Origin of the sequence: Thioclava sp. GXIMD4216, assembly GCF_037949285.1 — a bacterium.
Taxonomy (GTDB): Bacteria; Pseudomonadota; Alphaproteobacteria; order Rhodobacterales; family Rhodobacteraceae; genus Thioclava; species Thioclava litoralis.
On the sequence record NZ_CP149926.1, the window covers coordinates 469728 to 482582 of the forward strand.

At 56.4% G+C, this 12855-nt stretch carries 12 protein-coding genes; 6 read left to right on the top strand and 6 right to left on the bottom strand.

Annotation, left to right across the window (positions count from 1 at the left end; genetic code table 11):
• The 4 genes from mnmG to WDB88_RS02395 all read right to left on the bottom strand — a co-directional run bounded on the left by mnmG (position 1) and on the right by WDB88_RS02395 (position 5071).
• Positions 1 to 1863 carry a tRNA uridine-5-carboxymethylaminomethyl(34) synthesis enzyme MnmG gene (gene mnmG / locus WDB88_RS02380; protein WP_339108609.1) on the bottom strand — a complete coding sequence of 621 codons (1863 nt, stop codon included), beginning with the start codon at positions 1861 to 1863 and terminating at the stop codon, positions 1 to 3.
• A gap of 11 nt (positions 1864 to 1874) precedes the next feature.
• Positions 1875 to 3158: a tRNA uridine-5-carboxymethylaminomethyl(34) synthesis GTPase MnmE gene (mnmE, locus tag WDB88_RS02385; RefSeq protein ID WP_339109456.1), complete on the bottom strand. Its 1284-nt coding sequence runs from the start codon at positions 3156 to 3158 to the stop codon at positions 1875 to 1877.
• A 21-nt stretch (positions 3159 to 3179) separates the two neighbouring features.
• Positions 3180 to 4472, bottom strand: coding sequence for a transcription termination factor Rho (gene rho / locus WDB88_RS02390; protein WP_339108610.1), 1293 nt, complete (start codon positions 4470 to 4472; stop codon positions 3180 to 3182).
• 122 nt (positions 4473 to 4594) lie between these two features.
• On the bottom strand, positions 4595 to 5071 hold the full coding sequence (locus WDB88_RS02395; RefSeq protein WP_339108611.1) for a CopD family protein: 477 nt from the start codon (positions 5069 to 5071) through the stop codon (positions 4595 to 4597).
• Between the two features lie 407 nt (positions 5072 to 5478).
• Between WDB88_RS02395 and WDB88_RS02400 the strand changes: the two genes are divergently transcribed.
• The 6 genes from WDB88_RS02400 (at position 5479) to WDB88_RS02425 (ending at position 10901) form a co-directional block, all read left to right on the top strand.
• Positions 5479 to 6078, top strand: a complete 600-nt coding sequence (locus WDB88_RS02400; RefSeq protein ID WP_339108612.1) for a Maf family nucleotide pyrophosphatase — start codon at positions 5479 to 5481, stop codon at positions 6076 to 6078.
• Positions 6075 to 6911, top strand: a complete 837-nt coding sequence (locus tag WDB88_RS02405) for a shikimate dehydrogenase (protein ID WP_339108613.1) — start codon at positions 6075 to 6077, stop codon at positions 6909 to 6911. The genes WDB88_RS02400 and WDB88_RS02405 overlap by 4 nt, the downstream gene beginning before the upstream one ends.
• Positions 6908 to 7507 carry a dephospho-CoA kinase gene (coaE, locus tag WDB88_RS02410; RefSeq protein WP_339108614.1) on the top strand — a complete coding sequence of 200 codons (600 nt, stop codon included), beginning with the start codon at positions 6908 to 6910 and terminating at the stop codon, positions 7505 to 7507. The genes WDB88_RS02405 and coaE overlap by 4 nt, the downstream gene beginning before the upstream one ends.
• A complete protein-coding gene (dnaQ, locus tag WDB88_RS02415) occupies positions 7500 to 8186 on the top strand; it encodes a DNA polymerase III subunit epsilon (RefSeq protein WP_339108615.1) in 687 nt (228 codons plus the stop codon). Before coaE ends, dnaQ begins: the two co-directional genes overlap by 8 nt.
• Positions 8187 to 8283: 97 nt before the next feature.
• On the top strand, positions 8284 to 9336 hold the full coding sequence (nadA, locus tag WDB88_RS02420; RefSeq protein WP_339108616.1) for a quinolinate synthase NadA: 1053 nt from the start codon (positions 8284 to 8286) through the stop codon (positions 9334 to 9336).
• Entirely contained in the window at positions 9333 to 10901 is a 1569-nt protein-coding gene (locus tag WDB88_RS02425; protein ID WP_339108617.1) for an L-aspartate oxidase, read from the top strand. The genes nadA and WDB88_RS02425 overlap by 4 nt, the downstream gene beginning before the upstream one ends.
• A gap of 1 nt (position 10902) precedes the next feature.
• On the opposite strand, the gene WDB88_RS02430 is transcribed toward WDB88_RS02425, so the two are convergent.
• Positions 10903 to 11382 (bottom strand): RNA pyrophosphohydrolase, encoded by a 480-nt coding sequence (locus WDB88_RS02430; protein ID WP_339108618.1) that lies wholly within the window; start codon positions 11380 to 11382, stop codon positions 10903 to 10905.
• Between the two features lie 46 nt (positions 11383 to 11428).
• A complete protein-coding gene (locus tag WDB88_RS02435; RefSeq protein WP_339108619.1) occupies positions 11429 to 12838 on the bottom strand; it encodes a S41 family peptidase in 1410 nt (469 codons plus the stop codon).
• Positions 12839 to 12855: the final 17 nt, after the last annotated feature.

The following is a 12855-nucleotide window of genomic DNA, read 5'->3' on the forward strand; positions in this document are numbered from 1 at the left end:
TCACGCTGACTTCTGTTTCCGCGACTGGCGCAGTTTCGCCAGAATCAACGCCAACGCAGCTGGTGTCACACCATCGACACGCCCCGCCTGTCCAAGAGTGCTAGGTTGTGCCTTGCCGAGTTTGAGCCGGAGTTCGTTCGAAAGACCAGACAGACCCGAATAGTCAAAATCCTCAGGAATTTTCCAAGCTTCATCGCGCTGCATTGCTGCAATATCTCGCTCCTGACGGATAAGATAATTTGCGTAAAGCGCGTCTTTCGCTAACTGATCGGAAATTTCGGGACCGATATCCTGAAGTTCAGGGAATACCCGCGCCATATCGTCAAAAGTTATGTCAGGGAAAGACAGGAAGGAAAATGCAGACCGACGCTGTCCATCTTGATTAACCTTGAACCCATGAGAGATCGCCTCTTTCGGCGTCAGAACACAGGCTTCCATAAGCGCGCGCCCTGCGTCCATCGCTTCTTGTTTTGCCAGATATGCGGCGGTCCGAACATCGGATACGCAGCCGATTTCCAATGCGAGTGGGGTCAAACGTTGATCGGCGTTATCTGCCCGAAGGGAAAGCCGGAACTCCGCTCGCGATGTAAACATGCGGTAAGGTTCCGTTACTCCGCGGGTGATAAGATCATCAACCATCACACCGATATAGCTCTGCGTGCGCGAAAACTGGACCTGCTCCCGCCCTAGCGCAGCAGCCGCGGCATTCAGACCGGCAACCAGGCCTTGCGCAGCAGCTTCTTCGTATCCAGTGGTGCCATTAATTTGCCCCGCCAGATACAATCCGGGTTGCGCGCGCATTTCCAAAGAGGAATTTAAGCTGCGCGGATCGACGTAATCATATTCGATCGCATATCCGGGTTGGAGAATTTCAACATTCTCAAGCCCTCGCATCGAACGCACATATTCATGTTGAACGTCTTCGGGAAGAGACGTCGAAATACCGTTAGGATATACGGTATCATCATCAAGTCCCTCTGGCTCCAGAAAGACCTGATGCGATGTCTTATCCGCAAATCGAACAATCTTATCTTCGATTGAAGGGCAATACCGCGGCCCTATCCCTTCAATATGTCCCCCATACATTGCTGAACGGGACAGATTTTCGCGAATAATCTGATGCGTCACTTCGTTGGTATGCGTGATCCCGCAAGAGATCTGCCGCACCAGCGGCTTCTTATTCAGAAAACTGAACATGGCCGGATCATCATCACCGGGCTGACTTTCAAGAATTGACCAATCAATGGTCTTACCGTTCAACCTTGGTGGCGTGCCTGTTTTAAGGCGCCCCAGAGGGAGATCCAAGGCTTTCAGCCTATCGGCAAGCGGAACGGACGGGCGATCTCCCATGCGTCCACCAGGATAGCTTTTATCACCGATGTGGATAACACCGTGCAAAAACGTGCCAGTCGTCAAGACGACCGACTGACATTCTATTTCTGCGCCATCTGCAAGCATCACACCGGCAATGCGACCATTTTTAATCACAAGATCAACGGCTTCGCCTTCAACGACCTCAAGATTGGCCTGTTGAGCTGTAAGATCAGCCATCGCCTGACGATAAAGCTTTCGGTCCGCTTGGGCTCTTGGTCCCTGAACCGCGGGCCCTTTGCGCCGGTTAAGAAGACGGAACTGGATCCCTGCCCTATCGGCTGCAACACCCATAACACCGTCCATCGCGTCAATCTCGCGAACAAGGTGCCCCTTACCAAGCCCCCCTATCGCCGGATTGCACGACATAACGCCTATCGCCTCACGGCGAAGTGTGACCAACGCAGTCTTTGCGCCCATGCGAGCGGCTGCATGGGCTGCTTCGGTTCCGGCATGTCCGCCGCCGACAACAATAACGTCAAAATGTTTCACGTGAAACACTCCTATTTCCCGATGCAAAAACTCAAGAATATCTCATCCAAGAGATTCTCGACATCCACCCTGCCCAACAGAGATTCCAAAGACCGAGCGGCCTCCCGCAGATAAACCGCAGAAAGTTCAGGACGGTCGAAACTGCTCATTACCTCATTTCGCGCCGAATCCAAAGCCCGGTTTGCATTAATGAGTGCATCACGATGTCGTTCCCGCGTCATGATCCCTGCCCCCTCGGCTTGAGCAAGAAGACGCTGCGTAATCTCGGCAACAAGCTGGTCTATTCCCGCGCCGGTTTTTCCTGACACGCGAAGCCCTTCCCCGCTTACAATATCGGCTTTTCCATAAGCGATCAGATCTCCCGCATGTGGCTCTAGGAGAGGTAACTCTTCCCCATCCAGCAAGAAAACCCGCAGATCGGCGTCTTTGGCTCGACTGATCGCGCGATCTACTCCAATCGCTTCGACAATATCTGTGGTCTCCCGCAATCCGGCGGTATCCAGTAATGTAACCGCCAATCCCGCCAGATCCATGCGAACTTCGATCACATCCCTTGTCGTGCCGGCAATCTCGGAAGTAATTGCGGCCTCTCTTCCCGCTAACGCATTGAGAAGTGTTGATTTTCCAGCATTAGGACGGCCAACAATCGCCACCTCGAAACCATCGCGAATACGCTCGGCTGCGCCAAAACGCCGGATTTCCTCGCTCAAACTGCTTTGAACGGCATCAATTTCCGCAAGAACTTCAGGCGTCACATCGACCGGTACATCTTCATCGGCAAAGTCGATGGTCACTTCCAACAGCGCTGCAGCTCTGACCAACCGCTCTCGCCAGCCGTCCACGACCTTCCCGACAGAGCCAGACAGAACTTTAAGAGCCTGTTTTCTTTGGGATTCTGTTTCCGCCTCGATGAGATCAGCCAGACCTTCGACCTGAGAAAGATCCAAGCGCTCATTCTCCATCGCGCGGCGGGTGAATTCGCCCGCTTCCGCCATTCGGAGGTCGGGATTCGTGCCCAAGGCCCGCAAAACCGCACTCACTGTCGCCACGGCTCCGTGGATATGGAATTCTACGACCTCTTCGCCGGTAAAACTATGCCCCTTGGCAAAGGGCAGCACCACTGCCTCGTCCAGCGCCTCACCCTCTAGCCGCAACACACGCAGCGCGGTCTGTCGCGCAGGCGGCAATGTCCCGCAAAGACGCGAGGCAGCTTCCCAGGCTTTCGGCCCGGAAATACGAATAACGGCCACCCCCGCTTTTCCGCGGGCAGTGGCCAGTGCAAAGATCGTATCCATCATATCCCTCTCGGGAACGGATTAACCGTTCATGGAGTCGAAGAATTCCGAATTCGTTTTGGTCTGTTTGAGCTTCGAGATCAGGAACTCGATCGCATCGGTCGTGCCCATCGGGTTGAGGATGCGGCGCAACAGATAGGTCTTCTGCAGATCCTTCTGTTCAACCAGCAGATCCTCTTTCCGCGTACCGGATTTAAGGATATCCATCGCCGGGAAGACGCGCTTGTCGGCCACCTTGCGGTCCAGCACGATCTCCGAGTTCCCCGTCCCTTTGAATTCCTCAAAGATGACCTCATCCATGCGCGAACCGGTATCGATCAGCGCGGTCGCGATGATTGTCAGCGACCCGCCCTCTTCGATGTTCCGTGCCGCCCCGAAGAAGCGTTTAGGGCGTTGAAGCGCGTTGGCATCCACACCACCGGTCAGAACCTTGCCCGAGCTCGGCACCACGGTGTTGAACGCGCGCCCCAGACGGGTGATCGAGTCGAGCAGGATCACCACATCGCGCTTGTGTTCAACCAGACGCTTGGCTTTTTCCATCACCATCTCGGACACGGCCACGTGGCGCGTTGCCGGTTCGTCGAAGGTCGAGGAAACAACCTCCCCCTTCACCGAACGCTGCATATCGGTCACCTCTTCCGGACGTTCGTCGATCAGAAGCACGATCAGATAGCACTCGGGGTGATTTTTCTCGATCGAGGTGGCGATATTCTGCAGCAGAACCGTTTTACCGGTCCGCGGCGGTGCCACGATCAGCGACCGCTGCCCCTTCCCGATCGGAGCAACCAGATCGATGATCCGTGCCGAGCGATCCTTGATCGTCGGGTCCTCGATCTCCATTTTCAGGCGCTCGTCGGGATAAAGCGGCGTCAGGTTATCAAAAGCAACCTTGTGACGCGCCTTTTCGGGCTCTTCAAAGTTAATTTTCTCGACTTTGGTCAGCACGAAATAGCGTTCGTTTTCGCCCGGAGAGCGGATGATGCCCTCGACGGTGTCGCCAGTGCGCAACGCATGCTGGCGGATCATGTCGGGCGAGACATAGATATCGTCCGGACCCGGCAGATAGTTGGCCTCGGTCGAGCGCAGGAAGCCGAAACCGTCCTGCAACACTTCCAGAACCCCGTCCCCGCCAATGGTGATGTCTTCTTCGGCATGCGCTTTCAGCAGTGCGAACATCATTTCGCCCTTGCGCATGGTCGAGGCGTTCTCGATTTCCCACTCTTCGGCCATAGCCAGCAATGCCTTGGGGCTTTTCGCCTTCAGGTCAGCCAGATTCAGACGCTCGTCTTCGGGATGCGGACGCTCTTCGGTCATGAATTCCCCTCGCTTTCGGGCCAGCCGAAACGAAATCTCGATGTAATTGGAACGACTCCCGGCCAGGACGGTCGGGGTTTTGTCCTGCGCTAGATCAAAATCGCCCGCGAGTCAACGATTGCCTAGAATTTCACGATCACGGCGATGACAATCAGAACCATGAAAAGCGTGGGGAGCTCGTTCATCATCCGGTAGGTTTTGCCGCTACGGGTATTGCGGCCATTCACAAAATCTTTCCGGCGCAATCCAAGCCAGTGATGAAACCACGTCATCCCGATCACCGAAGCCGCTTTGACCCACGACCACGCCATCGTCCAGTCAACAACGCCAGGGATCAGAACCAGACACAGACCGAAGCTCCATGCCGAGATCATCGCAGGGTTCATGATCGCTTTCAAAAGCAGACGCTCCTGATGCTGGAACAGAAGATCCATTTCCGAACCCGCTGTGACACCCTGCTTCTTGAGCCCTTCCACGTGATACACGAAGAGCCGTGGCAAATAGAACAGCCCTGCCATCCACGCCAGCACCGACATCACGTGGAAGGCTTTGATCCACGGATAATAGATCGCGAGAAAATCTTGCACGGCTGTCAGCATGGCTTGGTCTCCGGTGTTAGGCGCCAATCTCTCTCTAAAAATAAAAATATAATTAAGAAAGAATAGAAGATGATTATAGGCCCTGTGGATACTGTGGATTCACCGTTATTCCCTGATTTATCCACAGTGGATAAACTATTTGCCCACAGAGTCGATAACCTGCACGATTTAACAAGAAAAAATCATGTTTTCAAATGTTTGCAAAGTTTGCAAAGTCCGATTCGGCTTGTGGATAAACTGGTGGGAAAAGTTAACCTATATGAGTCGCTCACAGACTGAGGAAGACTCTTCTCACAGGTGGAAAAATATCTTCGAAGCTGCGTGAAACCTGCCGATAACTGTGGAGGAAATCGCCTGTCGGGGTTATCCCCTGTTTTATACATACGGTTACCGAGAGGCTTATCCACATGACTATCCCCATCCTGCTGGCGTCCCAGTCCGAAATTCGGGCCCAATTGCTGCGCAATGCGGGGCTGGAAATCGTGGCAAAACCCGCCCGTATCGATGAAGAGATGATCCGTGCCTCGATGCAGGCAGAAGGTGCATCGCCGCGTGATGTCGCTGATTTTCTGGCCGAGATGAAAGCCAAGAAGCTCTCGCGCAGCGTCGCTGGCGTCATGGTTCTGGGGGCGGATCAGGTGCTTGATCTGGAGGGGCGGATCTTTTCCAAGCCGGACACCCAGGAAGCGGCGATTGAACAGTTACGCGCTCTTTCGGGCAAGACGCATAAGCTTTTGTCGGCGGCTGTGATCATACGTGATAATGAACCGCTCTGGCGGCATGTCGGCGTTGTGCGCCTGACGATGCATGATCTCTCGGAAGGGTTTATCGAGGATTATGTCACGCGTAACTGGGAGTCTATCCGGCAGGCTGTCGGATGCTACAAGCTTGAAGAAGAGGGTGTGCGCTTGTTTTCCAAGGTGGAAGGCGATTATTTCCACGTATTGGGACTGCCGTTAATGGAGTTTCTGAACTGGTTGCGTGCGCGTGGGGAGCTGACAACATGAGCCATAAGAAAATTCCGCTGGCCGGTGTGATCGGTCATCCCGTGTCGCATTCACGTTCTCCGGCATTGCACGGGTTCTGGCTGCGCAGCTATGGCTTGTCAGGTTATTATGTGCCGATGGATGTCGCGCCTGCGGATCTGGAAGCGGTTTTGCGCGGCTTGCATAAGGCCGGATTTGTGGGGGTGAATATTACCATTCCCCACAAGGAGGCAGCTCTGGCGCTGGCAGATGAGGTCAGCGACCGTGCTAAGCTGATCGGGTCTGCCAATACGCTGGTTCTGGCGGAAGATGGCAGTATTTTTGCCGATAATACGGATGGTTATGGTTTTATCGCGAATTTACGGCAAAGCGCTCCCGATTGGGAACCATCGGCGGGTCCTGCCGCTGTTCTAGGGGCTGGTGGGGCTGCGCGGGCCATTATTGTTTCCCTGTTGGAAGCTGGTGTGCCTGAAATCCGGCTGTGCAACCGCACCAAGGCCCGTGCCGAGGCGCTGGCCGAAAGCTTCGGTCCGAAGGTCAGGGTGTATGACTGGGAGGAGGCCGCAGCCATTTTTGACGGGGTGGCAACAGCGGTTAATACCACGTCTTTGGGAATGGAGGGCCAACCGCCATTCGACATCTCGCTGGATCTGTTACCGGAAACCGCATTGGCAACAGATATCGTCTATATTCCGCTGCTTACGGCTTTCCTGCAAAAGGCACAGGCGCAGGGATGCCGGATTGTGGACGGGCTGGGCATGCTGTTGCATCAGGGACGTCCGGGGTTTGAGCGCTGGTTCGGTCAAAGTCCCGAGGTAACCGAGGCCCTGCGCATCGAGGTTCTGGGTCAATGACCCGTCCTTTCATATTGGGCCTGACCGGCTCTATCGGAATGGGGAAATCGACCACGGCAGCTCTTTTTGCGGCTGCGTCCATTCCGGTTTGGGATGCGGATGCGGTCGTGCGTCAGCTTTATGATCTGGGCGGCGCTGCCGTTGCCCCGATCGCGGCGCAGTTTCCGAATGCCGTCAAGGATGGGAAGGTTGACCGCAAGGCATTGAAGGCGCTGTTGAAAGACACACCCGAGGCGATGGTCCAGCTGGAGGCGATCGTGCATCCGTTGACCGCGCAATCTCGGACGGAGTTCGTGGCATCCCATTTGCAGGAGCCGCTGATTGTTCTGGATATTCCGCTTTTGTTTGAAACCGGCGCCGATAAAGTCTGTGATGCCGTTCTGGTGGTCAGTGCCCCTGCCGAGATCCAGAAACAGCGCGTGCTTTCACGTGGAACAATGAGCGAAGCGGAGTTCGAGCTTATTCTGTCCAAGCAGATGCCGGATGCGGAAAAACGTGCGCGCGCGGACTATGTCATCGAAACGCTTGATGTTGAAACTGCGGCTCGGGATGTGCGACGTCTGATTGACCAGATCATGGAGAAGCCTCATGCGTGAGATTGTTCTTGATACCGAGACCACCGGATTTGAACCGAACGAGGGCCACCGTATCGTTGAAATCGGTGCGGTCGAGCTGTTCAACCATATGCCGACCGGCAATCACTACCACCAGTATATCAACCCCGAGCGGGACATGCCGACAGAGGCGTTCCAGGTGCATGGTTTGGGGAATGAGTTTCTGGCTGATAAACCGAAATTCATTGAAATCGCACAGGATTTTCTGGATTTTATCGGACCGGATTCCAAGCTGGTGATCCATAACGCCAAATTCGATATGCGGTTTCTCAATGCCGAACTTGGCTGGGTGAAAAAGCCGTTGATCGCTGATGACCGCGCGGTCGATACGCTGACAATGGCGCGGCGGATGTTTCCCGGGTCTCCGGCCACGCTTGATGCGCTATGTCGGCGGTTTTCTATCGATAACTCCTCGCGGACGCTGCACGGGGCCCTTCTGGACAGTGAAATTCTGGCCGAAGTCTATCTGGAACTTATTGGCGGGCGTCAGCCGGGCTTTGGTCTTAATCTTGATCAGCATGCCCAAAATGCTGGCCCTTCCGAGATCTGGCGCCCTGCACCACGTCCTCAGGCCCTGCCCTCCCGCGTGACCGAAATCGAGGCGGCGGCCCATGCCGCTTATGTCGAGAAGCTGGGAGAAAACGCAATCTGGAAACGCTGACTAATTGGTAAAACATAGTCTGAAATCCATTTTTCCATTCTATTGTTGGGGGAAATCGCGTAAAGGGCGGCTCAAGTGAAGGGGCTGGGAGGAAACCATGCTTGATTTTACCGCCATGCGCGCGACGCTCGCCGAAGTCTATGACCTGACACCTTCGGTCGAACTGGCCAGTTCTATGGCCGATATCCATGCGAAGATGGATCGGGTTATTCCGTTTCCGGACTTTGTCCGTTACGCCCCTTATATTGCGGCTATCAATAAGCTGAAGGCCGAAAAAAACGCGGTTATTCTGGCACATAACTATATGACGCCGGAAATCTATCATGGCGTGGCAGATGTTGTTGGGGATAGCCTGCAACTTGCCATCGAAGCGACCAAGGTCGAGGCGGATATTATCGTGCAATGCGGTGTGCATTTCATGGCCGAGACGTCGAAAATCCTCAATCCGGCGAAAACGGTGCTGATCCCTGATGTCGAGGCAGGCTGTTCGCTGGCCGAAAGCATCACTGCCGAAGGGATTGCCCAGATGCGCGCCAGATATCCGGGCGCGCCGGTTGTGTCTTATGTGAATACCACCGCCGAGGTGAAAGCGGCATCCGATATATGCTGCACGTCCTCGAACGCGGCCCAGATTGTGGCGGCCTTGCCCGAAGAGACGATCATCATGACGCCGGACCAGTATCTGGCGCAGAACGTTGCCAATATGGTGCCGCAGAAAAAGATCGTCTGGTGGGAGGGCTCCTGTATCGTGCACGAGCAATATACGCCAGAAGATATCAATGATTTCCGTGCGATGAACCCGGGCACCATGATCATTGCGCATCCCGAATGCCCACCCGATGTGGTGGATGCCTGCGATTATTCCGGTTCGACCAGCGGGATCATCGACTATGTCACCACCAATAAACCTGCCAAGGCGATGCTGGTGACGGAATGCTCTATGGCATCCAATATATCAGACGCTTTGCCCGAGATCGAATTTACCGGTCCGTGCAATATGTGCCCCTATATGAAGAAGATCACGCTCGAAAAGATCCTTTGGGCGCTGCATACCGGCTCCGAAGCGGTCGAAGTCGATCCCGAGGTGGCCGGTAAGGCGCGGGTCGCTGTTGAGCGGATGATCGAGCTTTCGAAGGCGGTCGCCAAGTGACCGAGCTTGCCACCAGTCGCGTTGTGATCATTGGCGCGGGGCTTGGGGCACTTTACGCGGCAATGCGGCTGGCGCCCCGTCCGGTTCTTGTCATTTCGCCTGAAAAGCTGGGCGAGGGGGCATCTTCGGTTTGGGCGCAGGGTGGGGTTGCGGCAGCTATGGCGGCAACCGACAGTTTCGAAGCCCATGCGCGTGACACCGAAATTGCGGGGGCGGGCACTGTGGTGCCTGAAATCGCGCAGATGGTCACCTCCGAGGCGGCCCGACATATTCTGCGCCTGACCGAAATCGGAACGCCTTTCGACCGTGATGCCAGTGGCGGCTATGTCATGTCCCGCGAGGCGGCGCATTCCGCCGCGCGGGTGGTGCGGGTCAAGGGCGATCAGGCCGGGCGCGAGATCATGCAAAGCCTGATTGCCACCGTGCGCGCCACGCCTTCGATACAGGTCCTTGAGGGCGTTATGGCCGTTGATCTGCACCAGAGCGGCGATCGTGTGACCGGTGTCTTTCTGACGCGCGCGGACCAGCCCTCGGAAAGCGTTCTGCTTCATGCGCCTGCGATCCTGATGGCCGGCGGTGGTTCGGGCGGGTTGTTTGCCGTTACGACCAATCCGGCGCGGATACGGGGGCAGGTGATCGGCATGGCGGCGCGGGCAGGGGCTGTGATTGCCGATGCCGAATTCGTGCAGTTCCATCCCACGGCGATTGCTGTCGGATTGGATCCTGCGCCTCTGGCGACCGAAGCCTTGCGGGGCGAGGGCGCAGTTTTGCTGAATAACATGGGGCAGCGCTTCATGCTGGACGAGCATCCTGATGCCGAGCTTGCCCCGCGCGACATCGTGGCCCGTGCCGTTTACCGCGAATATCAGGCTGGCCGGCAGCCGGTTCTGGATACCCGCGCTGTGCTCGGTGCCGAGATACACGAGCGTTTCCCGTCTGTCGCACGGGCTTGTCTGGCTGCGGGGATCGATCCGGCCTTGACCCCCATTCCGGTGGCTCCGGCGGCGCATTACCATATGGGCGGTATCTGGGTTGACAGGCTGGGCCGGACTAGCCTGAAGGGCCTCTGGGCCTGTGGTGAAGCGTCTTCGACCGGGTTACATGGGGCCAACCGGCTGGCATCGAACGGGCTTCTGGAGGCGCTTGTCTATGGCCGGATCTGTGCGGATGACATCGGCAAGGAAATCGCGCTTTGTGATGCGCCCGAAGTCACATTGGATTTTGCCGCCGGTGGTCGTCAGCCTTGCGCGGATACTATCGCCAAGCTGCGTCAGGCGATGACGGATGGGGTCGGTGTCATTCGGGATAAGGCGGGGCTGGAAAAAACGATTTCTGTTATTTCTGAAATGTCGAGAAATGAGGAAAATATCGTTTTCCAGAATATGCTGGCCACCGCGACACTGATTGCCTGTGCCGCCCATCAGCGCCGCGAAAGCCGTGGCGGGCATTTCCGTTCGGATTATCCGCAGCCCGATCCTGCACAGGCCCAACGCAGCCTGATGCTGCTGGCCGAGGCCGAGGCGCTGCGCGACAGGGTGTCGGCCTCTCTCGCGCAGCCTGCTTGAGCTATTTCACGAGATCTTTGAATTCGGCCAGAACGGTTTCATAGACCTTGCGCTTGAACGGCACGATCGAGGTGATCAGCTCGTCGGCGGATTTCCATGCCCATTCCGAGAATTCGGGATGTTCGGTGGCAATATTGACCGCGCTATCCTCGGCCAGAAAGCGGAAGGCGAACCATTTCTGTTTCTGGCCACGATATTTTCCGCCCCAGACCTTGCCCAAAAGCTCGTCGGGAAGATCATAGGTCACCCAGTCTTCGGTCTTGCCAAGCTTTTCGACCATATCCGCAGTCAGGCCGGTTTCCTCCCATAGCTCGCGCAGACCGGCTTCTTTGGGCTTTTCACCCTCGTCGATACCGCCTTGCGGCATCTGCCATGCGTCGACCTTGGCATCGATGCGCTTTCCGGCCCAGATCAGGCCGTCGTGATTGATCAGCACGATACCGACGCAGGGCCGGTAGGGGAGCTTGCTGAAATCCTGCATATCCGTTGTCCTTCAAAGAAAAGGGGCCCCGAAGGGCCCCGTCCTGTTACTTTTTCGTCTCTGCTTTTTGCGGCGCGGGGGCGGGCGCTTCTGTCGCATCTTGGGCCGCCTTCTCGGCAACCTCCGGTGCGATAGCACTCAGACCTTTGAGGATATCGATCGCATAGGCCAGCTGGTAGTCCTGCTTGCGCAGTTCTGCCGCATCGGCTGCACGCTTCATCTCTTCTTCGGCCTGCTTTTTCTCTTCCTCGGTCATCGAGTCATTGCTGAGAACGCCACGCAGATCGGCCTCGGAGCGCATATGGCTTGCGCTGCTGGCCGTATCATCCTCTTCCGCATTGGCTTGCGGGGCGGGTTGGGCCACAACGATATCGGGCGCAATCCCCAAAGACTGGATCGACCGGCCCGAGGGGGTGTAATAGCGCGCGGTGGTCAGACGCATCGCGCCTTCATTCTTGATCGGCATAACGGTCTGAACCGAGCCTTTGCCAAAGCTCTTCTCGCCCACCACAATCGCACGGCGATGGTCTTGCAGGGCACCGGTCACAATTTCGGATGCCGAGGCAGAGCCGCCATTGATCAGGACCACAATCGGTTTGCCCTGTGCCAGATCGCCCGGCGTGGCGTTGAAACGCTCGCTGTCTTCGGGGTTGCGGCCGCGGGTCGACACGATCTCGCCCTTGTCGATAAAGGCATCCGACACTGCAATGGCCTGCGTCAGAAGACCACCGGGGTTGTTGCGCAGATCCAGCACGAAGCCCGAGACCTTGTCCATCCCGCCAGCTTCCTTCACCTTCTCTTCAAGCTGCTGCTTGAGATTGGGGAAGGTCTGGTCGTTAAAGGTCGAAATCCGCAGCACCACGGTCGATCCTTCCAGACGGCCTTTCACAGCGGTCATCTTGATCGTATCGCGGGTCATGGTCACGTCGAAGGGGTCTTGTTCGCCCTTGCGCGCGATGGTGACGGTGATTTCGGATCCCACGGGACCGCGCATCAGATCGACCGCCTGATCAAGGGTCAGCCCCAGAAGGCTTTCCCCATTCACATGGGTGATGAAATCGCCGGTTTTCAGGCCCGCTTCGGCGGCAGGGGTCCCATCCATCGGGGACACGACTTTGACAAAGCCGTCTTCCTGCGTCACCTCGATACCAAGACCGCCAAAGCTGCCGCGGGTCTGGACCTGCATATCCTGATAATCGTCGGGCGGCATATAGCTCGAATGCGGATCGAGCGAGCTGAGCATCCCGTTCACAGCGGCTTCAATCAGCTTCTTGGGGTCGGTTTCCTCGACATAATCCTTGCGGATACGCTCGAAGATGTCGCCGAACAGGTCGAGCTGCTCGTAGACCGCGGCATTGTCATCCGCTTCCTGCGCCATCAGGGGCGCGGCGATCTGCGTCGACATCACGATCCCTGCGACCGTTCCGCCCAGAGCCGCCATGACCAGTTTTCTCATCCTAACCTCAATCCCGT

Bases quoted from the DNA above. Each gene is read 5' to 3' on its own strand.
- WDB88_RS02400 (WP_339108612.1), top strand. From the start codon at position 5,479: ATGACTATCCCCATCCTGCTGGCGTCCCAGTCCGAAATTCGGGCCCAA.
- nadA (WP_339108616.1), top strand. From the start codon at position 8,284: ATGCTTGATTTTACCGCCATGCGCGCGACGCTCGCCGAAGTCTATGAC.
- WDB88_RS02395 (WP_339108611.1), bottom strand. From the start codon at position 5,071: ATGCTGACAGCCGTGCAAGATTTTCTCGCGATCTATTATCCGTGGATC.
- WDB88_RS02430 (WP_339108618.1), bottom strand. From the start codon at position 11,382: ATGCAGGATTTCAGCAAGCTCCCCTACCGGCCCTGCGTCGGTATCGTG.
- rho (WP_339108610.1), bottom strand. From the start codon at position 4,472: ATGACCGAAGAGCGTCCGCATCCCGAAGACGAGCGTCTGAATCTGGCT.
- WDB88_RS02435 (WP_339108619.1), bottom strand. From the start codon at position 12,838: ATGAGAAAACTGGTCATGGCGGCTCTGGGCGGAACGGTCGCAGGGATC.
- WDB88_RS02405 (WP_339108613.1), top strand. From the start codon at position 6,075: ATGAGCCATAAGAAAATTCCGCTGGCCGGTGTGATCGGTCATCCCGTG.
- dnaQ (WP_339108615.1), top strand. From the start codon at position 7,500: ATGCGTGAGATTGTTCTTGATACCGAGACCACCGGATTTGAACCGAAC.
- mnmE (WP_339109456.1), bottom strand. From the start codon at position 3,158: ATGGATACGATCTTTGCACTGGCCACTGCCCGCGGAAAAGCGGGGGTG.
- coaE (WP_339108614.1), top strand. From the start codon at position 6,908: ATGACCCGTCCTTTCATATTGGGCCTGACCGGCTCTATCGGAATGGGG.